Here is a 19,232-nt window from a genome sequence, read left to right on the forward strand (position 1 = left end):
CGGCACTTACAACAACATCAACACTGCTTTTCAAAAGCACCAATCAGTCCAGGAGGACACACAAGTGGCGAAGGCGAAGTTCGAGCGGACGAAGCCGCACGTCAACATCGGGACCATCGGTCACGTTGACCACGGCAAGACAACACTGACCGCGGCGATCACCAAAGTCCTGCATGACAAGTACCCGAACCTCAACGAGTCGCGCGCCTTCGACCAGATCGACAACGCGCCCGAGGAGCGTCAGCGCGGTATCACGATCAACATCTCGCACGTGGAGTACCAGACCGACAAGCGTCACTACGCCCACGTCGACGCCCCGGGTCACGCCGACTACATCAAGAACATGATCACCGGTGCGGCCCAGATGGACGGTGCGATCCTGGTGGTCGCCGCGACCGACGGCCCGATGCCGCAGACCCGCGAGCACGTGCTGCTCGCGCGTCAGGTCGGGGTGCCCTACATCCTGGTAGCACTGAACAAGGCCGACATGGTCGACGACGAGGAGCTGCTCGAGCTCGTCGAGCTGGAGGTCCGCGAACTGCTGGCCGCCCAGGAGTTCGACGAGGAGGCCCCGGTCATCCGCGTCTCGGCGCTCAAGGCGCTCGAGGGTGACGCGGAGTGGGTCAAGTCCGTCGAGGACCTGATGGACGCCGTCGACGAGTCGATTCCGGACCCGGTCCGCGAAACCGACAAGCCGTTCCTGATGCCCGTCGAGGACGTCTTCACGATCACCGGCCGTGGCACCGTGGTCACCGGTCGTGTCGAGCGCGGCGTGATCAACGTGAACGAGGAAGTCGAGATCGTCGGCATCAAGCCGACCAGCACCAAGACCACGGTCACCGGTGTGGAGATGTTCCGCAAGCTGCTTGACCAGGGCCAGGCCGGCGACAACGTCGGGCTGCTGCTGCGTGGTATCAAGCGTGAGGACGTCGAGCGCGGCCAGGTTGTGGTCAAGCCTGGCACCACCACCCCGCACACCGAGTTCGAGGGCAGCGTCTACATCCTGTCCAAGGACGAGGGTGGCCGGCACACGCCGTTCTTCAACAACTACCGTCCGCAGTTCTACTTCCGCACCACCGACGTGACCGGTGTGGTGACGCTGCCGGAGGGCACCGAAATGGTGATGCCCGGTGACAACACCAACATCTCGGTCAAGCTGATCCAGCCCGTCGCCATGGACGACGGTCTGCGGTTCGCGATCCGCGAGGGTGGCCGCACCGTCGGCGCCGGCCGGGTCGTCAAGATCATCAACTAGTTCCACAGCACAGGGCCCGGACTCGCCGATATCGGTGGTCCGGGTCCTGTGCTTTCTGGCCCGCCCGAAAGCTGCACACCTGGTCAGCGAATTTCCGGTAAGATCTTGCGATGTCCAGTCTGAAATTGACGGTTCGGGAATTTGACCGTCTTGGCCTGGCCGGGAGGTTCGGATGTCGTTCGTAAATGCGACGCCGGAGTATGTGGCGGCCGCGGCATCAGACTTGGAAAAAATCGGTACGGCGATCAACTACGCCAACTCGATGGCCTCCGGCGCGACGTCGGTGGTGCAGGCCGCCGGCGCCGACGCGGTTTCGGCGAGCATCTCGCATCTGTTCGGTGTCCACGCGGCGGCCTATCAGGCGATCAGCGCGCAGGCAGCGCTGTTTCACAACCAGTTTGTGCAGCTCATGAGCGGTGGGGCGCAGCAGTATGCGGACACCGAGGTGGTCAATGCCGAGCCGTTGTCGGTCGCCCCGCAGGCGGTGGCGGGTGCGGCCAACGTATCCGGCCAGGCAATGAGCAGTCAGCAGTTCATCGGCGCTGCGGCGCAGGCGGGTGGCGTGGCATCCGGGGTGCCGGTGGCAGGGGCGGTGCAACCGGCTGCAGCGGCGCCGGCCCCCGTGGCGGCGCCCGCGGCCCCTCCGGCGGCGGCGACGGTGACCCCGATGGCGGCAACCACCACGGCGGCGGCCCCGGCCGGATCTTCGGCAACGGCGCCTCACTCCGAATCATCGGTATCGGCAGCTGCGGCCGCACCGGCAGCTGCGGCGGCACCGGCAGCAGCGGCAGTGGCTCCCGCAGCGACAGCAGCCGACGTCGCCGCCCCGGCGGCCGCCGCTACCGCCCCGGCGGATGCAGCGGCCGCGGAACTGTCGTCGGCCACGATGCTGCCCGCGGCGATGCCGCTGTCCAACGGGCCGGCCATGGCGCCGCCGCCCACCTCTCCCAAAGGCGCACCGCCGAAGCCCTCGCGCTGACTGCCAGGGCCAATGCCCGCACGCCAGCTATGGATACAGCACACGCGACAGCGCTAATCTGACACGAACCTTCCCGGCGAGGCGAGGAGAAACACGTGTTGGCGCGGTATCTGAAGACACAGTTGGTCGTTTTGCTGTGCGGTGGTTTGGTCGGGCCGATCTTTCTGGTCGTCTACTTCACCCTGGGGCTGGGCAACCTGCTGCAATGGATGTTCTACGTCGGCCTACTCATCACCGTGGCCGACGTCCTCATCGCACTCGCGCTGACCAACTACGGTGCCAAATCGGCGGCCAAATCCGCGCTGCTGGAACAGCACGGGGTGCTGGCCCTCGCCCAGATCGTCGGGCTCTCCGAGACGGGAACCCGGATCAACGACCAGCCCCTGGTGAAGGTCGATCTGCACATCGAGGGACCCGGGATAACGCCGTTCGACAGCCAGGACCGGGTCATCGCCAACGTCACCCGGTTGGGCAACCTCACCGCGCGAAAGCTTGTGGTACTGCTTGACCCTACGACGCAGGAATACCAAATCGACTGGGAGCGAAGCGCTTTGGTCAACGGGCTGGTGCCCGCACAGTTTACGGTGGCCGAGGACAACCGGACCTATGACCTCAGCGGGCAAGCCGGGCCGCTGATGGAGATCCTGCAGATCCTCAAGGACAACAACGTTCCGCTCAACCGGATGGTCGACATCCGGTCGAACCCGGCGCTGCGCGAGCAGATCCAGGCGGTGGTGCGCCGCGCGGGGGCCCAGGCACCCGCGGCGCAAGGGGCCCCGGCCGGCGCGGCGCCGGTCGCTACGCCGCCGCAGGCCTCGATCGCCGATCGGCTCCAACAGCTCGAGACACTGCGCGCCAGTGGCGCTTTGACCGACGACGAATACCAGGCCCGCCGGACCCAGATCATCTCGGAGATCTGAGCCCGTTCGCGTCAGCGAACCAAGTTAGAACACGTTCCAGTTTCGCTGCTAGCCTGTGATTCGGCGAAAGGGGCGTGCCGTGTCGGGACGTGAAGGATCACTGCAGGGACGGGTGGCATTCGTTACCGGCGCCGCCCGCGCGCAAGGGCGCGCGCACGCGGTGCGGTTGGCCCGCGAGGGCGCCGACATCATCGCGCTCGACATCTGCGCCTCGGTGTCGGACACCGTGACGTACACCCCGGCCACCCCCGAAGATCTCAGTGAGACCGTCCGCCTGGTGGAGGCCGAAGGCCGCAAGGTCCTGGCCCGCGCCGGCGACATTCGCGACGACCCCGCCGTGCGTCAGCTGGTGGCCGACGGCGTGGAACAGTTCGGCCGGCTCGACGTCGTGGTGGCCAACGCCGGTGTGCTGGGCTGGGGCCGGGTCTGGGAACTCACCGACGAGCAGTGGGACACCGTGATCGGGGTCAACCTGACCGGCACCTGGCGCACCCTGCGCGCCGCGATCCCCGCGATGATCGAGGCCGGCAACGGCGGATCGATAGTGGTGGTGAGCTCGTCGGCCGGCCTGAAGGCCACACCCGGCAACGGCCACTACTCGGCCAGCAAGTTCGGGTTGACCGCGCTGACCAATACGCTGGCAATCGAGCTCGGCGAATACGGTATCCGGGTCAACTCGATCCACCCTTACTCGATCGACACCCCGATGATCGAACCGGAAGCGATGATGGAGATCTTCGCCAAACATCCCCGCTTCGTGCACAGCTTCCCGCCAATGCCGATGCAGTACAAGGGATTCATGGCGCCCGAAGAAGTTTCCGACGTCGTCGCCTGGTTGGCCGGCGACGGTGCGGCCACCGTGACGGGCATGCAGATTCCCGTCGATAAGGGCGCCCTGAAGTACTGAGCGCCCGCGTGCTATGAACTCCACGTGAGCAATAAAGGAATCGTGATCGTCGGAGGTGGGCTGGCTGCGGCCCGCACGGCCGAGCAATTACGGCGGTCGGAATACACCGGGCCCGTCACGATCGTCAGCGACGAGGTGCACCTGCCGTATGACCGTCCGCCGTTGTCCAAGGAAGTGCTGCGCAAAGAGGTCGACGATGTCGCCCTCAAGCCGCGTGAGTTCTACGACGAGAACAACATCACGCTGCGCCTCGGCGCGGCGGCCACCGGCCTGGACACCGCCGCGCAGACCCTGACCCTTTCCGACGGAACCTCGCTGGGCTATGACGAGCTGGTTATTGCGACCGGGTTGGTCCCGCGGCGCATTCCCGCGTTCCCGGATCTCGAGGGTATTCGCGTGCTGAGGTCGTTCGACGAGAGCATGGCGTTGCGCGAGCACGCCGGCAAGGCGCGCAAAGCCGTGGTCGTCGGAGCCGGCTTCATCGGCTGCGAGGTCGCGGCCAGCCTGCGCAGCATGGGGGTCGATGTGGTGCTGGTGGAACCGCAGCCGACGCCGTTGGCTTCGGTGCTCGGTGAACAGATCGGTGAGCTGGTGTCGCGGCTGCACCGAAATGAGGGCGTCGACGTGCGCACCGGCATCGGCGTGGCCGAAGTGCGCGGCGAAGGCCATGTCGACACCGTGGTGCTCAGCGATGGCACCGAGCTGGCGGCCGACCTGGTCGTCGTCGGTATCGGATCGCGGCCGGCCACCGAGTGGCTACAGGGCAGCGGCGTCGAGGTCGACAACGGTGTCATCTGCGACGACGCGGGGCGCACCAGTGCGCCCAACGTGTGGGCGCTCGGCGACGTCGCCTCGTGGCGTGATGCGACGGGACATCAAGCGCGCGTGGAGCATTGGAGCAACGTTGCCGACCAGGCCCGAGTCGTGGTGCCCGCGATGCTTGGTCAGGAGGTGCCGTCTATCACAGTCGTGCCGTACTTCTGGAGCGACCAGTACGACGTCAAGATCCAGTGCCTGGGCGAACCGGAAGCCACCGACATCGTGCACCTGGTCGAGGACGACGGACGAAAGTTCCTGGCCTACTACGAGCGTGACGGGGTGGTGGTCGGCGTGGTCGGCGGCGGTTTGCCGGGCAAAGTCATGAAGGCGCGCGGCAAAATCGCTGCGGCAGCGCCGATTTCGGAGCTGCTAGGCTGACCTCATGCACCGGGTGGCGATACTCGATGACTATGCCGGTATGGCACTCGAGCTCGCCGACTGGTCACCGGTGCAGAGCCGATCCGAGATCACCGTCTTCGATCGGCATCTCGGTCAAGCGCAAGCGGTAGAGGTCCTGCAACCGTTCGACGTGATCTGCACGATGCGCGAACGGATGGCGTTTCCGCGCACGCTGCTTGAGCGGCTGCCGAACCTGAAACTGATAACGATCGTGGGCATGAGCCTGCCGAACCTGGACATGGCCGCGGCCAGCGAATCCGGTGTCCTGGTTGCCCATTCAGATTTCGCCAATCCCCGGTTCCGGGCGATGCGCGACGCCACCCCCGAACTGGCCTGGGGCTTGCTGATCGCGACGGTGCGCAACCTGGCCGAAGAGCACCGGCGGATGCGCGATGGGCAATGGCAAAACAGCGTCGGCGTGACGCTGGCCGGTAAAACCCTCGGGTTGCTGGGCTTGGGCAGGACCGGCAAGCGGATGGCCGAGTACGCCGGGGTATTCGGCATGGAAGTCGTTGCGTGGAGCCAAAACCTGACCGCGCAGGCCGCGGCGGCGGCCGGTGCGCGCCGGGTCGAGAAGGCGGCATTGTTCGAATCCTCCGATGTGGTCTCCATCCACCTGGTGCTCTCCGAGCGGACACGAGGTTTGGTCGGCGAACCCGAGCTGGCCCTGATGAGGCCGCACGCCTACCTGATCAACACGTCCAGGGGCCCGATCGTCGACGAGGCGGCGCTGATCGCTTCGCTGCGGACCGGTCGTATCGCCGGCGCCGGCCTCGACGTTTTCGACGTCGAACCTCCGGCGCCCGACCATCCGCTGCGCGCTCTGCCGAACGTGACATTGTCCCCTCACCTGGGGTACGTCACCCGCGAGATGCTGAGTGCCTTCTACTCGGACAGCATCGAAGCGGTGGTGGCCTGGTTCGACGGTGCGCCGATCCGGATCGCCAATCCCGAGGCGTTGAGCTAGACCTCTGCAGAACGCCGGGGACGCAAGCGGTTTGGCTGCGAGACGGGCAAATCCTGGCGCCTCAGAATTCGCCCAGGTAGAACCGCGCGCCCTGATCGTCGGTGCACTCGGCGCTGATGCCGTAGGGCTGGCGGGTCGGCTCATCGAGCACGGTGCCGCCGGCTTCGCGCACCCGCGCGACCGCGGCGTCGATATCGGCCACCGTCCACATCGGCACGGTGGTGGCACGCGCACTGCCACCGGCAACGCCGGCCATCGGATGCGTGTTCACCACCTGCCAGCCATCGGAGACGCGGCCCGGCTCGAAGGTCCAGCGCAGCAGCCGGCCATAGAAGTCGCGGAACGCGGCTGAATCCGGCACCTGGTAGGTCACATAAGACAGTTCACCCGGCCCAGAACCGTTGACTTCCGGGCGCTTTCGGCCGGCGACGGGCTGGTGCACCGCGAAGGCCGTACCTTGTGGGTCGGTGGCCTCCAGCAGGATGCCGTAATCGGTGTCCCGGATTTCACCGGGAACACCGCCTGCTTCCGCTATCGCGATGCGGGCGGCCCGCACGTCGTCGACGGCGTAGCAGCAGAACAGCGTGGCGGGTTCGTCGGTGGTGACGATGCCGGTCGGCAGGTCGGTATTGGTCACCCGGTGTGACGCGGGGTCGTATGTCCAGCCCAGGACATGCCCGTAGAAGGCTGCCGCGCGATCGGCATCCGGAGTCCACACCGAGATGTATCCGATGTCGCCGTGCGCAATGCCCGAAACCGGCACGGCTGTCGGACCGGACAACATCCAGCGGTGCCCGAACGGGTCGACGATAGTGGCGTTGCGGGTTCCGTAATTCTGGTAGATCTCCCGTTCGACGGTCGCGCCGCCCTCACGCGCCTGCTGCAGGGCGGCGTCGGTGTCGGCGACGTGCAGCATCAGGCTGACCGAAACCGCTTTCGCAGCGGGGGCTTTCAGGCCGATCTCGGGATGTTCATCGGCCAGGTACAGCACGCCGTCGCCGATCGCGATCTCGGCGTGCCCGATGCGCCCGTCGTCCATCACGATTGGGTCGCCGACGACCACGGCGCCGAACGCGTCGGCGTACCAGTCGATGGCCGCGCGTGCGTTCGCCACGCTGAGGTAAGGCAATGCCGCTGGCCGCGGCCGTTGCGGCGCAACGGGTTCGGCTAGGTCGGCAAGGGCAGTCGTGGTGCCGCTCATGACAACTCCTTCCGGAAGCGATAGCGCGGATTCCAGTTGCCGGCGCAGCCGCGCGGCAAAAGCCGGATCGGGTTGAACCGGAAGGTCATTGGAGCCCAGTACGCGCAGCGGGTCGCTATGGTCGCGCTGGTTCATGAGGTGCCTCCTTCCGGGTAGTGCTTCTTGAAGGCGCGGCGCGCGCGGACCAGCAAGGCTTCGGTGGCATGCACCGTGCGCCCGATCAGCTCGGCGCATTCGCCGACGCTGCAGTCGTCCATATAGCGCAGCACCAGCACCGTGCGGTGCGGCTCGGCCAGCCGGGCCAGCACGGCTTCGGCGACCATGCGATCCAGCTCGACGTCCCAGTCGTCGGGGGTGTCGACGGGTTCCGGCAGCTCGGCCACCGGCACGCTGAGCCGGTCCTGCCCCCGCCGATAATGGTCGGCCAGTTTGTGTCGCGCCACGCCGAGCAACCACGGCACCGAGATCGGCGGCGGCTCGGCCCGACGCGCGGCGTCCATCGCCGCGAGGAAGGTCTCCGACGTCAGGTCCTCCGCCGCGGCACGTTCGCCGCAGCGTCGCACGAAGTAGCCGTAAACCGCCGGCAACGCCTCGTCGTAGAGCGCCAAAAGCGCGCGTCGAGGGTCGGACTGGTGATCCGTTCCGGCGCTCACACCCATATCGTCGCCGCGGCGCCGCGAACTCCGACGGGTACTGGGCGAAATTTTTCCGATGGTGGCTACCGCCAGTGCACCGGCGGGCCGTGCGGATGGCATTCGCCCAGCACCACAGCCTCGCCGCCGGGCCAGCGACGGACGCGCACCAGGAACTTCAGCGGTCCGCCCGGGCCGTCGCGCGCGGGTTCCATCGTCAGGTGCGCGAACGGCGCTGAGGCGTCGGCGCGTTCACCGAGCGCGTTCACCCCATCGTGTACGGTGCTGCGTTCGTCCTGCGATAGGTACTGCCAGGTGACCGAATGCCACAGCACCGTCAATGCGCCGTCGGCCAGTGTCAGGCCGCCCACGGCGGTGCCGGCGCTCTGCTGCACCAAAAGCGCGGGCACCGTGCGGGCGACCGCGATGGCGCCGCGCAGCCGCTCCAGCCGCGCGGACTGGTCGGGCCAGACGTAGCTCAGCGCGGTCATCTCGCCGTCGGCGGCCGTGACATCCACCGGCGCGATGTCGTAGCCCCGTCGTTCGACGATCCGCACCGAACCGGGCGGCGGCTCTCGGCCCTGCCATGCGTCGTCGATGATCACCGGCGAGTCGATCGGTCCCCACTGCCCGCCGCCGTAGCGGTAGTGGTACCGGTCGGCCCGCAGGTTCAGCCCGGCGCTCGATCCGATCTCGAAAAGCCTTATCGGGAAGTCGGTTTCGTGATTGATGCGCATCAGCGCACCGATCAGTGCAGCGGACCGACCCACCTCGTTCGTTTGGGGCGGCTGCCCCAGCGCCGTGCGCAGTGACTCGGCATGTGCCGTCGCGGCGAGCTTGATCTCGGGCCACGCGCTGTCGGCATCCCAGGTGCCGCCGGTGCTGGGATACCACTGGCGCAACACCTGCGCCCGTCCGTCGAGCACCAACCGGTGCAGGCCACCCAGCAGCCGCAGCGGCACGGCCTCGCGCGCCGGGTCTTCCTCGTGACCGGACAGGATCGCCGCGAAGATCCCACCGGTCTCGACGTCGGAGGCAACCAGTTCGAACAGCTCGTCGTACATCAGGGAACCGGAGGTGCCGCAGAACCGCCCCTGCGAGCGCAGGGTGTGCAGCAGGTGCTCGCGGTCGGCGCTCACGGTTTCAGCGTGTCCAATCCGGAACCGACGACGTCGAAGGCATTGCCGAGTGCGGCCTGCAGCGTGACGGCCTCGTCGCGCAACCAATGCTCGTAGGCCGATAGCGCGACCCCCAGCAGGGTCCAGGCCACGGTCTGCGGCGCCAAGTCGGTCGTCTTGGCGCCACAGCGCCGGGCGACGAACTCCGCGATCACCTCGCGCCAGCCGGCGTACATCGTCATCGAATACGCCTGCAGTTCGGCGGTTTGCAGGATGACCCGCATCCGCTGACGGTGCTGGACGGTCTCGGAGTCGTCAAAGGTGTTGAACGCCAACAGTGCTGCCCGCAACGCCTCGCCCAGCGGAACTCGCGGGCCGACGGTGTCGAGCAGCTCACGAAGATGCGCGAGGTGGCTGTCGAAGTCACCCCACAGGATGGCGTTCTTGGAGGCGTAGTAGCGGAACAGCGTGCGGCGCGAGATCCCGGCGGCCTGTGCGACGTCGTCGACACTCACCTCGGCGAATCCCCGCGCGGTGAACAACGCGATGGCGACGTCGGTGATGTGGTCCGGCGTCGTCGAGCGGCGCCGGCCGACCCGCGCCTGCGGATTCATCAGACCCGCCCTTCCATTTCGGCACTCGATGCCATATTCTGACGACGATTCTGACAAGATCGACCATCGTTGTCGATAGCGTAGGAGAGGCAGTTCAAATGGACCGCGAAATCGAAACCGACGCCGAGCTCGTCACCGAGACTCTGGTTGAAGAGGTGTCCATCGACGGCATGTGCGGGGTCTACTGACCGTGCCTGCGCCCGCGCAGGCTCGACCGACCGAAGGCCGGTTCGACGTTGATCGCGGTTGGCGATTGCACCCGCAGGTCGCGGTTCGTCCAGAACCGTTTGGCGCACTGCTTTATCACTTCGGCACCCGCAAGCTTTCGTTTCTGAAGAACCGCACCATCCTTGCGGTGGTGCAGTCGCTGGCCGACCACCCGGACATCCGGTCCGCCCTGCGGGCCGAGGGAGTCGACGACTCAGCGCAGGGCCCATACCTGCACGCGCTGGGTGTGTTGGTCGATTCCCGCATGCTGGTGCCCCAGGAGGACCATCAATGACAACAGCGGCCCCCGTACCACGGCTCATCGAGCAGTTCGAGCACGGGCTGGACGCGCCCATCTGCCTGACGTGGGAACTCACGTACGCTTGCAACCTGGCCTGCGTGCACTGCCTTTCCTCGTCGGGTAAGCGCGATCCACGCGAGCTGTCCACCCGGCAGTGCATGGACATCATCGACGAGCTGGAACGCATGCAGGTGTTCTACGTCAACATCGGTGGCGGGGAACCCACTGTGCGCCAGGACTTTTGGGAGTTGGTCGACTACGCCACCGCGCACCACGTCGGGGTGAAGTTCTCGACCAACGGGGTCCGCATCACGCCGGAGGTCGCCGCGCGACTGGCAGCCAGCGACTACGTCGATGTGCAGATCTCACTGGACGGCGCCACCGCCGAGGTCAACGACGCGGTCCGTGGGCCGGGGTCCTTCGCGATGGCGGTGCGCGCGCTGGAGAACCTGGCCGCGGCCGGCTTCAAAGACGCCAAGATCTCCGTCGTGGTCACCCGCCACAACGTCGACCAGCTCGACGACTTCGCCGCGCTGGCAAGCCGTTACGGTGCGACGCTGCGGATCACCCGGCTGCGGCCTTCGGGGCGTGGCGCGGATGTTTGGGAAGACCTGCACCCCACCGCGGCTCAGCAGGTGCAGCTGTATGACTGGCTGGTCGCCAAGGGGGATGGGGTGCTCACCGGCGACTCCTTCTTCCACCTGGCTCCGCTCGGCTCCGCCGGCGCGCTGTCCGGCCTGAACATGTGCGGCGCCGGCCGGGTCGTGTGCCTGATCGACCCGGTGGGCGACGTCTACGCCTGCCCGTTCGCCATCCATGACCGCTTCCTGGCTGGAAACGTGTTGTCCGACAGCGGGTTTGACAACGTCTGGAAGAATGCTCCGCTCTTCCGTGAGCTGCGCGAGCCCCAGTCGGCCGGCGCCTGCGGAAGTTGCGGGCACTACGACAGCTGCCGTGGTGGCTGCATGGCGGCCAAGTTCTTCACCGGCCTGCCGATGGACGGCCCGGATCCCGAATGCGTGCAGGGGCACAGCGAGTCGGCACTGGCCCGGGATCGGGAGACTCCGCGCCCACGGGCCGACCATTCGCGCCGCCGGCCGGTGCCGCTGACGCTAACGGTGCGCCCGCCGCAGCAACCGCCGGCGCGGCTGTGTAACGAAAGCCCTGTGTAGTCGTGGCCGACGAGTGGTTTGAAACAGTCGCCATCGCGCAGCAGCGCGCAAAGCGCCGATTGCCGAAATCCGTTTACGCGGCCCTTGTTGCGGCCAGCGAAAAAGGAATTACGGTCTCCGACAATGTCGAAGCTTTCGGCGAACTGGGATTCGCGCCGCATGTCGTAGGCGCGCAGGAAAAGCGCGAGTTGTCGACAACCGTTATGGGACAAGATATCTCCATGCCGGTGCTGATTTCGCCGACCGGCGTTCAGGCGGTCGACCCGGACGGCGAGGTGGCCGTCGCGCGAGCCGCGGCAGCGCGGGGAACGGCGATGGGGCTGTCCTCGTTCGCCAGCAAGCCGATCGAGGAAGTGATCGCGGCAAACTCCAAGCTGTTCTTCCAGGTGTATTGGCTGGGCGGGCGCGACGCGATCGCCAACCGGGTGGAGCGGGCCCGCGCGGCCGGCGCGGTCGGTTTGATCGTCACGACCGACTGGTCCTTCTCGCACGGGCGCGACTGGGGCAGCCCCAAGATCCCGGAAGAAATGAACCTGCGCACCATTCTGCGGCTGTCGCCGGAAGCGGCCTTTAAGCCGCGGTGGTTCCTGAAGTGGGCGAAGACGATGCGCCCGCCGGCGTTGTCGGTGCCGAACCAGGCGGCGCGCGGCGAGGCCGGTCCGCCCTTCTTCCAGGCCTACGGCGAATGGATGGGCACGCCCCCGCCGACCTGGGAGGACATCGCCTGGCTGCGCGAGCTGTGGGGCGGACCGTTCATGCTCAAGGGCGTCATGCGGGTCGATGACGCGAAAAGAGCTGTGGATGCCGGTGTTTCGGCGATATCGGTGTCCAACCACGGCGGCAACAACCTGGACGGGACGCCCGCGTCCATCCGGGCGCTGCCCCCGGTGGTGGCCGCGGTCGGCGATCAGGTCGAGGTGTTGCTGGACGGCGGCGTCCGGCGCGGCAGCGACGTGGTGAAGGCCGTGGCCTTGGGAGCGCGGGCGGTGATGATCGGCCGCGCCTATCTGTGGGGCCTCGCCGCGAACGGTCAGGCCGGCGTCGAGAACGTCCTCGACGTCCTGCGCGGGGGTATCGACTCGGCGCTCATGGGGCTGGGGCATGCCTCGGTCCACGACTTGCGGCCGGACGACATTCTGGTGCCGGACGGCTTCACCCGCGCGCTCGGCGTTCCGACGGCCTGATCTCTCGGCGGCGCCCGAGTTAATCTGCGGCATGTTGGGCAGGTTTGCCATATTTAGCGCCTCAGGCGCTGCCCGGGACCCCGTCGCGGCGCCGCCGAATTCGGGCGAATGTGGGATTGCGAGCGAAAATCGACGTATGCGAAAATTGTGATACGCGCGTGGCAACCGTGACGGACGAGCCGAATTTCGGCGCCCCGATGAACAGCCCAGAAAAAAATTAACTTTGAACGCTCAACAATTGGTGCACGCCAGGTGAATTCGGCCTACCATCACCGAGTGCCCGTACTCGGCGAATTAGGAGCTGCGACGTCGAACGAGCTATTTCCCACCTCGCCGTCGATAATGATCCCGCTGGGCTCGACCGAGCAACATGGTCCGCACCTGCCATTGGACACCGACACCCGCATCGCGACGGCGGTCGCGCGAGGAGCCCGGGCCAGCCTTGAGCAGGCGTGGTTGGTGGCGCCGGCTATCTCTTATGGCGCCAGCGGTGAGCATCAGAGTTTCGCCGGAACGATCTCTATCGGCACCGACGCACTGACGATGCTGCTGGTCGAGTACGGCAGGTCGGCCGCCGGCTGGGCCCGGCGCCTGGTCTTCGTCAACGGCCACGGCGGCAACACGGAGGCGTTGCACCGCGCCGTGACCACACTTCGCACCGAAGGCCGCGACGTCGCCTGGTGCCCGTGCGCGGCCGCCGGCGCCGACGCCCATGCCGGCCATACCGAAACATCGGTGTTGCTGCATATCTCGCCGTCCGATGTGCTGACCGACCGATGGCTCGCCGGGAACCGGGCCCCGCTGCCCGAGTTGCTCCCGGCGATGCGGACCGGCGGAGTGGCGGCGGTCAGCCCGGTAGGCGTGTTGGGAGACCCCACCACCGCCACCGCGGCCGAGGGCAAGCGCATCTTCTCGGAGATGGTCGACGGTTGTGTGCGTCGTATCGTGCGCTGGACGCCCGGCCCCGACGGGATGCTGACATGAGTCAGCCTCGATTGCCGGACGGGTTCGCCGTTCAGGTCGATCGCCGCGTGCGGGTACTCGGCGACGGCTCGGCCTTGCTGGGCGGCTCGCCGACCCGACTGCTCAAGCTGGCTCCCGCCGCCCAGGACATGCTCTCGGATGGCCGGCTGAAGGTCCGCGACGACGTCAGTGCCCAGCTGGCCCGCACCCTGCTGGACGCCACCGTCGCGCATCCGCGCCCGGCCGGCGGCCCGTCGCATCGCGACGTCACCGTGGTAATCCCGGTGCGGGACAACGTTTCTGGTGTGCGACGCCTAGTGAACTCGCTGCGCGGCCTGCGCGTGATCGTGGTGGACGACGGCTCGGTGTCGCCCATCGAGCACGCAGACTTCGCCGGGACGCACTGCGATATCGAGGTGTTGCATCACCCCCGCAGCAAGGGGCCGGCGGCGGCACGCAACACCGGGCTGGCGGCGTGCACCACCGACTTCGTCGCCTTCCTGGACTCGGACGTGACGCCGCGCCGCGGCTGGCTGGAAGCTCTGCTCGGTCACTTCTGCGACCCGACCGTGGCCCTGGTGGCGCCCCGCATCGTGGGCATGGCCCACAGCGAGAACGTGGTCGCCCGGTACGAGGCGGTGCACTCCTCCCTGGACCTCGGGCAGCGCGAAGCGCCGGTGCTGCCGCACAGCACGGTGTCCTACGTGCCCAGTGCGGCGATCATCTGCCGCCGCTCGGCTCTGACTGATGTCGGCGGGTTCGACGAGACCATGCAGTCCGGCGAGGACGTCGACCTGTGCTGGCGACTGATCGAGGCAGGTGCCCGGCTGCGCTACGAGCCAATCGCGCTGGTCGCCCACGATCACCGCACCCAATTGCGGGATTGGCTTGCGCGCAAGGCATTCTACGGCGGTTCGGCGGCCCCGCTGTCGGTACGCCATCCCGACAAGACCGCCCCGGTGGTGATCTCCGGATGGGCGCTGATGGCCTGGATCCTGATGGCGCTCGGGACCAGCCTGTCGCAGCTGGCGTCGATAGTGATCGCCGTGCTGACCGGCCGGCGCATCGCCAAAGCCATGCGCAGCGCCGATACCGCCTTCTCCGATGTTGTGGTGATCGCGACCCGCGGCCTGTGGTCGGCGGCGTTGCAGCTGGCCTCGGCGATCTGCCGGCACTACTGGCCCGTGGCGTTGCTCGCCGCGATCACGTCGCGGCACTGTAGACGCGTCGTCGTGGTAGCAGCCGTGATGGACGGCGTGGTCGACTGGCTGCGCCGCCGCGACACCACCGGCGACGACGCCGAGCCAATCGGCCTGCTGACCTATCTGTTGCTCAAGCGCGTTGACGACCTGGCGTACGGCCTCGGGCTGTGGTGGGGCGTGGTCCGCGAACGCAACCTGCGCGCGCTCAAACCGCAAATCCGGAGCTAGCCGGCGCCTTGACAACGCACAGCGATGTGCTGATCGTCGGCGCCGGAAGTGCTGGATCCGTTGTTGCCGAACGTCTTTCCGCCGATCCCGCTCGGACCGTGACCGTCCTGGAAGCGGGCCCCGCGCTGGCCGATCCGGCGCTGCTGGCGCAGACCGCCAACGGGTTGCAGCTGCCGATCGGGGCGGGCAGCCCGCTGGTGGCGCGGTATACGAGTCGGATCACCGACCAGCCCGTTCGCGAACTGCCGATCGTGCGGGGGGCGACGCTGGGCGGCTCCGGGGCAGTCAACGGCGGATACTTCTGCCGAGGATTACCACGCGATTTCGATCGGGCCGCGATACCGGGCTGGGCGTGGTCCGACGTGATCGACCATTTCCGGGCCATCGAGACCGACCTCGACTTCACCGGTCCCGCCCATGGCGACAGCGGCCCGATTCTGGTTCGCCGGACACACGAAATGACCGGTACCACTGAGCGTTTCATTGCCGCAGCACAGAGCGCCGGGTTTTCCTGGATTGCCGATCTCAACGATTGCGGGCCCGAGTTGAAACCGGGCGTCGGCGCGGTGCCGCTCAACATCGTCGACGGCGTACGCATCGGGTCCGGTGCCGGTTATCTGCTTCCGGCGCTGGGGCGATCCAACCTGACCTTGCTGTCGCAGACTCGGGCAGTGCGGCTACGGTTCAACGGCACCGTCGCCGACGGGGTCGACGTCGTCGGCCCGCAAGGCCCGACGGCTCTGACCGCCGACCGAATCATCCTGTGTGCGGGCGCTATTCAGTCAGCGCACCTGCTGATGTTGTCCGGCATCGGCGACGAGGCGATGCTGCGGGAACTCGGCGTGCCAGTGGTGGCGCCGCTTCCGGTGGGGGCGAACTGCCGCGATCACCCCGAATGGGTGCTGCCCACCGACTGGACGGTGGCCGCCGGGCGGCCCGTGCTGGAGGTGGTGCTCAACACCGCCGACGGTATCGAGATCCGGCCGTACACGGGTGGGTTCGTCGCGATGACCGGCGACGGCACGCAGGGGCATCCCGACTGGCCGCATCTCGGGGTCGCGTTGATGCAGCCGCGGGCGCGCGGGCGCGTCTCGCTGGTGTCCGCGGATCCGGGCGTGTCCCCGCGCATCGAGCACCGCTACGACAGCGAACCCGAAGACATCGCCGCGTTGCGCCGCGGCAGCGAGTTGGCCCGCGAATTGGCCAGTGCGGCAACGTATGTCGGGCCACCGGCATGGGCGACGTCGCAGCACCTGTGCTGCAGCGCACCGATGGGTCCCGACGGCGACCCGCATGCGGTCGTCGATTCTCGGTGCCGGGTGCGCGGGTTGGACAACCTGTGGGTGATCGACGGCTCGGTCCTGCCGGCCATCACCAGCCGCGGTCCGCATGCGACCATCGTGATGATCGGCCACCGCGCGGTGGAATTCGTCCGCTGAAGCCGCCAGGCCGTCCGGCAGCCCAGGTTACGGTAAGTGGGCGGGCCGCGCTCGGTTGGCCGAGATGTCGAGAGAGCGCGACCCGCCCGATGAGACTGCGTTCATGCGTTCCACGTAAACGGCCACGACCAGTGGCGGTGCGCGCGCAGATAATGGTGCGTCATGCGCGAGTTATGCGTCGCAATATTCGTGGACGGCATGACAGCCGTATCACCGTGGTGTGCAATGGCTCGTCTAACAGATCACCTCCTTCAGCTCGAACGGGCTTGTCGCAGTGGCAGTCACGAGTGCAGCGGAGGCGAGCGCTGGCGCGGCCACACCATGGTCACCTGCCAGCGTGCGTCCGGGTTGGCGTGCTCGACCGAAGCTTCGTGCGGCGTGGGTCGCAGGGTCACTACGGTGCCTGGTCGACGCGGACATGGCCGTCCCACAGGCAGCTCGCCGGTAACATCGTCGCCCCGGCCGCTCGAGCAGCACACGCGTAGCCACTCGGCCTCCACGATGGCCGCCGCCTCCGTCATCGCCGGGCAGCACGGCTCAATCGCCACTGTCACGTGATCACCCCGCTGTACGGCTGAACCGGCGCGGGCAGCGATGCACGGCGAATTACGCACCGAGACAAGCGGATTGCGCGTCGCAACCGTCCAGTCGATAGCGCTGCAAGCGGCAGCGTCGACAATGCGGACCGCGCAACGACGCCTACGGCCGGCGATGGCCGGCGTATTCGTTGTCTGCGTGAGTCAAAGCTCATCAACATCACATCCACCTCACCCTGCGAGATGACCTGTCCCTGTCGATATATATCTCTGATACCAGAACGAATTGGCCGTTTCAAGTATCTGTCGGACGTGAATTTTGTGCCACCGGAACCGACCGCACCGATCTCGCCCGGCGCTCCAGCGTTCTGCGTCTTTCGTTCTGCCGTCCGGCTTTTCGGCCCGCGCGTCCGGTGTGCTGATCGGACGGTGCGCCCGCAAATCGGTTCGGCGGCCAGCGGGCTACCGGTCGGCGCCGTCGTGCGGGACCACCGATACTTCAGCGTCTGATCTACCGCGGCCTGACACCGGCCCGATCCGGCGCACCAGGCGCAGCTGCCTGCCGTCGCGCCCGGGCGCCCACAGGCCGATCAGGATGGAAATCACGGCCACGATCACGGCCATCACGATCGTCGACGCGTGCATGGCGGTCAGGAAGGCGGTCTTGCTCAGCTCGGCGAGCTGGGCCCCCTGCGGCCCGAGCCGATCGGCCACCTCGACGGCCTTGGCGAGTGAGTCGGTGGCCGGGCCCCGCGCCGCCGGCGGGAAGCTCGCCAGTTGCGGGGCGAGTTCGTGGGAATAGCGTCCGGCCAGGATCGAACCCGCCACGGCGATGCCCAACGCCCCGCCCATCTCGCGCGAGGTGTCGTTCACCGCGGAGGCCACGCCTTGCTTTTCGTCGGGGACCGCGCCCATGATCGCCGAAGTCGTTGGTGCCGTGCAGATTCCGATGCCGGTTGCCAGGATCAACGTCGGCCACGCGAACTGGGTATAACTCGAGTGCAGGTCGAGGGTGGACATGCACGCAAAACCAACCGCCATCAGCAGCGTGCCGATGAACAGCACCAGCCGCAGTCCGAGCCTCGGCACGTACCAAAACGACAGCGCCGAGAAGATGGCCAGCGGAATCATGAACGGGCCGAAGGCAACTGCCGTCGTCAACGGTGAATAGCCCATGATCTGCTGGACGTATTGCATGCCGATATAGAAGAACCCGAACGTCGCGCCGAACAGCACGACGATCGCGGCGACCCCGGTGGCGAAATTGGGGTCGGCGAACAGTCGCACGTCGAGAAGTGGTTGACGCCGCCGGAATTCGACGACACCGAACAGCGCCGCGATGATGGACCCGGCGGCCATCCCGCCCCAGACGAGAGGATCGTCCCAGCCGCGAGTGGGGGCTTCCAGGATGGCGGCCACCGCGATCGCGACGGCGGCACCGATCAGAACCGCCCCGAGCGCGTCGATGCGGGGAGCGTTGTTGTCGCGCGACGGCGAGACGGTGCACGCCAGTGCGAAGATCACCAGCCCCGCGATGCCCAGTGACCAGAAGATCGCGTGCCAATCCCAAAAGTGCAGCAGCAGGCCGGATCCGATCAAGCCGAAAACTCCTCCGGATCCGGCGGTGCCGGCCCAGATGCCGACGGCCTTCATCCGCTCGTCCTTCGGGTAGGCCACCGTCAGCAGCGACAGCGTCGCGGGCATGACGAACGCCGCGCCGACACCGGCTAGCGCGCGCCCCGCGATGATCTGCATCGGAGCGTGCAGGATCGCCGGCGCCACCGAGCCGATCGCGAACACCACCAGGCCGGTCAGCAGCGCGCCGCGCCGGCCGTAGCGGTCACCGATCGCCCCGGCGGGCAGCAGCAGGCAGGCCAGCGCCACGGTGTATCCGTCGACGATCCAGTTCAGCTGCGACTGTGTGGCCGATGTCGCCACCGCGAGGTCGCCCAACGCGGTGTTCAGGGCGGTCATGGATGCGACCACCAGCGCGACCCCCATGCACGCGACCGCCAGGGTCCAGACTCGCGCGCGCGGGCTTCCGCCAATGCTCACTGGATCAGTACGCTGGTCAGGCCGGATCAAGACATCGACCATGAGATGCGCCTCCCTCCGGGGGCGTGCGAAGTTTCGAGACCAATAGTCTCGTAGGTAGACCGATGGTCTTGTTTCTAAACAGGGAGGTGAGT

General features: G+C 67.2%; 18 protein-coding genes. 13 read left to right on the plus strand and 5 right to left on the minus strand.

Features of this window, described 5'->3' with window-relative positions:
• Positions 1 to 64: 64 nt before the first annotated feature.
• The 6 genes from tuf (at position 65) to ACAG21_RS01940 (ending at position 6,246) form a co-directional block, all read left to right on the plus strand.
• A complete protein-coding gene (tuf, locus tag ACAG21_RS01915) occupies positions 65 to 1,255 on the plus strand; it encodes an elongation factor Tu (protein ID WP_036466681.1) in 1,191 nt (396 codons plus the stop codon).
• A gap of 172 nt (positions 1,256 to 1,427) precedes the next feature.
• Complete coding sequence (locus ACAG21_RS01920; RefSeq protein WP_370494358.1) at positions 1,428 to 2,234, plus strand: PE family protein; 807 nt, start codon at positions 1,428 to 1,430, stop codon at positions 2,232 to 2,234.
• A gap of 95 nt (positions 2,235 to 2,329) precedes the next feature.
• The gene (locus tag ACAG21_RS01925) at positions 2,330 to 3,154 is read left to right on the plus strand and encodes an SHOCT domain-containing protein (RefSeq protein ID WP_370494359.1); all 825 of its coding nucleotides are present in this window, start codon (positions 2,330 to 2,332) and stop codon (positions 3,152 to 3,154) included.
• A gap of 79 nt (positions 3,155 to 3,233) precedes the next feature.
• Entirely contained in the window at positions 3,234 to 4,061 is an 828-nt protein-coding gene (locus ACAG21_RS01930; RefSeq protein ID WP_370494360.1) for a mycofactocin-coupled SDR family oxidoreductase, read from the plus strand.
• A gap of 24 nt (positions 4,062 to 4,085) precedes the next feature.
• Positions 4,086 to 5,258, plus strand: coding sequence for an NAD(P)/FAD-dependent oxidoreductase (locus ACAG21_RS01935; RefSeq protein ID WP_370494361.1), 1,173 nt, complete (start codon positions 4,086 to 4,088; stop codon positions 5,256 to 5,258).
• Between the two features lie 4 nt (positions 5,259 to 5,262).
• Positions 5,263 to 6,246 carry a D-2-hydroxyacid dehydrogenase family protein gene (locus ACAG21_RS01940; protein WP_370494362.1) on the plus strand — a complete coding sequence of 328 codons (984 nt, stop codon included), beginning with the start codon at positions 5,263 to 5,265 and terminating at the stop codon, positions 6,244 to 6,246.
• A 61-nt stretch (positions 6,247 to 6,307) separates the two neighbouring features.
• On the opposite strand, the gene ACAG21_RS01945 is transcribed toward ACAG21_RS01940, so the two are convergent.
• Genes ACAG21_RS01945 through mftR form a run of 4 tightly spaced genes read right to left on the minus strand, consistent with a single transcriptional unit; the run spans position 6,308 to position 9,811 of the window.
• Positions 6,308 to 7,582: a VOC family protein gene (locus ACAG21_RS01945; protein WP_370494363.1), complete on the minus strand. Its 1,275-nt coding sequence runs from the start codon at positions 7,580 to 7,582 to the stop codon at positions 6,308 to 6,310.
• Complete coding sequence (locus tag ACAG21_RS01950; protein WP_370494364.1) at positions 7,579 to 8,106, minus strand: RNA polymerase sigma factor; 528 nt, start codon at positions 8,104 to 8,106, stop codon at positions 7,579 to 7,581. The genes ACAG21_RS01945 and ACAG21_RS01950 overlap by 4 nt, the downstream gene beginning before the upstream one ends.
• Positions 8,107 to 8,165: 59 nt before the next feature.
• The gene (locus tag ACAG21_RS01955; RefSeq protein WP_370494365.1) at positions 8,166 to 9,218 is read right to left on the minus strand and encodes a DUF2332 domain-containing protein; all 1,053 of its coding nucleotides are present in this window, start codon (positions 9,216 to 9,218) and stop codon (positions 8,166 to 8,168) included.
• Positions 9,215 to 9,811 (minus strand): mycofactocin system transcriptional regulator, encoded by a 597-nt coding sequence (mftR, locus tag ACAG21_RS01960; RefSeq protein WP_370494366.1) that lies wholly within the window; start codon positions 9,809 to 9,811, stop codon positions 9,215 to 9,217. Before mftR ends, ACAG21_RS01955 begins: the two co-directional genes overlap by 4 nt.
• A 98-nt stretch (positions 9,812 to 9,909) precedes the next feature.
• Between mftR and mftA the strand changes: the two genes are divergently transcribed.
• From mftA to mftG, 7 genes are all read left to right on the plus strand, one after another.
• Positions 9,910 to 9,999, plus strand: coding sequence for a mycofactocin precursor MftA (mftA, locus tag ACAG21_RS01965; RefSeq protein ID WP_036466690.1), 90 nt, complete (start codon positions 9,910 to 9,912; stop codon positions 9,997 to 9,999).
• Positions 9,984 to 10,313 (plus strand): mycofactocin biosynthesis chaperone MftB, encoded by a 330-nt coding sequence (gene mftB, locus ACAG21_RS01970; protein WP_370494367.1) that lies wholly within the window; start codon positions 9,984 to 9,986, stop codon positions 10,311 to 10,313. The genes mftA and mftB overlap by 16 nt, the downstream gene beginning before the upstream one ends.
• A complete protein-coding gene (gene mftC / locus ACAG21_RS01975) occupies positions 10,310 to 11,491 on the plus strand; it encodes a mycofactocin radical SAM maturase (protein ID WP_370494368.1) in 1,182 nt (393 codons plus the stop codon). The genes mftB and mftC overlap by 4 nt, the downstream gene beginning before the upstream one ends.
• A gap of 2 nt (positions 11,492 to 11,493) precedes the next feature.
• Positions 11,494 to 12,675: a pre-mycofactocin synthase MftD gene (mftD, locus tag ACAG21_RS01980; protein ID WP_370494369.1), complete on the plus strand. Its 1,182-nt coding sequence runs from the start codon at positions 11,494 to 11,496 to the stop codon at positions 12,673 to 12,675.
• A gap of 252 nt (positions 12,676 to 12,927) precedes the next feature.
• Positions 12,928 to 13,659 (plus strand): mycofactocin biosynthesis peptidyl-dipeptidase MftE, encoded by a 732-nt coding sequence (mftE, locus tag ACAG21_RS01985; protein WP_370494370.1) that lies wholly within the window; start codon positions 12,928 to 12,930, stop codon positions 13,657 to 13,659.
• On the plus strand, positions 13,656 to 15,068 hold the full coding sequence (gene mftF, locus ACAG21_RS01990) for a mycofactocin biosynthesis glycosyltransferase MftF (protein WP_370494371.1): 1,413 nt from the start codon (positions 13,656 to 13,658) through the stop codon (positions 15,066 to 15,068). The genes mftE and mftF overlap by 4 nt, the downstream gene beginning before the upstream one ends.
• Before the next feature lie 8 nt (positions 15,069 to 15,076).
• Entirely contained in the window at positions 15,077 to 16,507 is a 1,431-nt protein-coding gene (gene mftG, locus ACAG21_RS01995; protein ID WP_370494372.1) for a mycofactocin system GMC family oxidoreductase MftG, read from the plus strand.
• Between the two features lie 998 nt (positions 16,508 to 17,505).
• Here the strand turns inward: mftG and ACAG21_RS02000 are convergent.
• Positions 17,506 to 19,140: an MFS transporter gene (locus ACAG21_RS02000; RefSeq protein ID WP_370494373.1), complete on the minus strand. Its 1,635-nt coding sequence runs from the start codon at positions 19,138 to 19,140 to the stop codon at positions 17,506 to 17,508.
• Positions 19,141 to 19,232 lie beyond the last annotated feature (92 nt).

Source organism: Mycobacterium sp. pR1184 (assembly GCF_041287235.1).
GTDB lineage: Bacteria > Actinomycetota > Actinomycetes > Mycobacteriales > Mycobacteriaceae > Mycobacterium.

Coding starts and splice junctions, on each gene's coding strand:
- ACAG21_RS01920 (WP_370494358.1), top strand. CDS start 1,428: ATGTCGTTCGTAAATGCGACGCCGGAGTATGTGGCGGCCGCGGCATCA.
- ACAG21_RS01940 (WP_370494362.1), top strand. CDS start 5,263: ATGCACCGGGTGGCGATACTCGATGACTATGCCGGTATGGCACTCGAG.
- ACAG21_RS01945 (WP_370494363.1), bottom strand. CDS start 7,582: ATGAACCAGCGCGACCATAGCGACCCGCTGCGCGTACTGGGCTCCAAT.
- ACAG21_RS01950 (WP_370494364.1), bottom strand. CDS start 8,106: ATGGGTGTGAGCGCCGGAACGGATCACCAGTCCGACCCTCGACGCGCG.
- mftR (WP_370494366.1), bottom strand. CDS start 9,811: ATGAATCCGCAGGCGCGGGTCGGCCGGCGCCGCTCGACGACGCCGGAC.
- mftA (WP_036466690.1), top strand. CDS start 9,910: ATGGACCGCGAAATCGAAACCGACGCCGAGCTCGTCACCGAGACTCTG.
- mftC (WP_370494368.1), top strand. CDS start 10,310: ATGACAACAGCGGCCCCCGTACCACGGCTCATCGAGCAGTTCGAGCAC.
- mftF (WP_370494371.1), top strand. CDS start 13,656: ATGAGTCAGCCTCGATTGCCGGACGGGTTCGCCGTTCAGGTCGATCGC.
- ACAG21_RS02000 (WP_370494373.1), bottom strand. CDS start 19,140: ATGGTCGATGTCTTGATCCGGCCTGACCAGCGTACTGATCCAGTGAGC.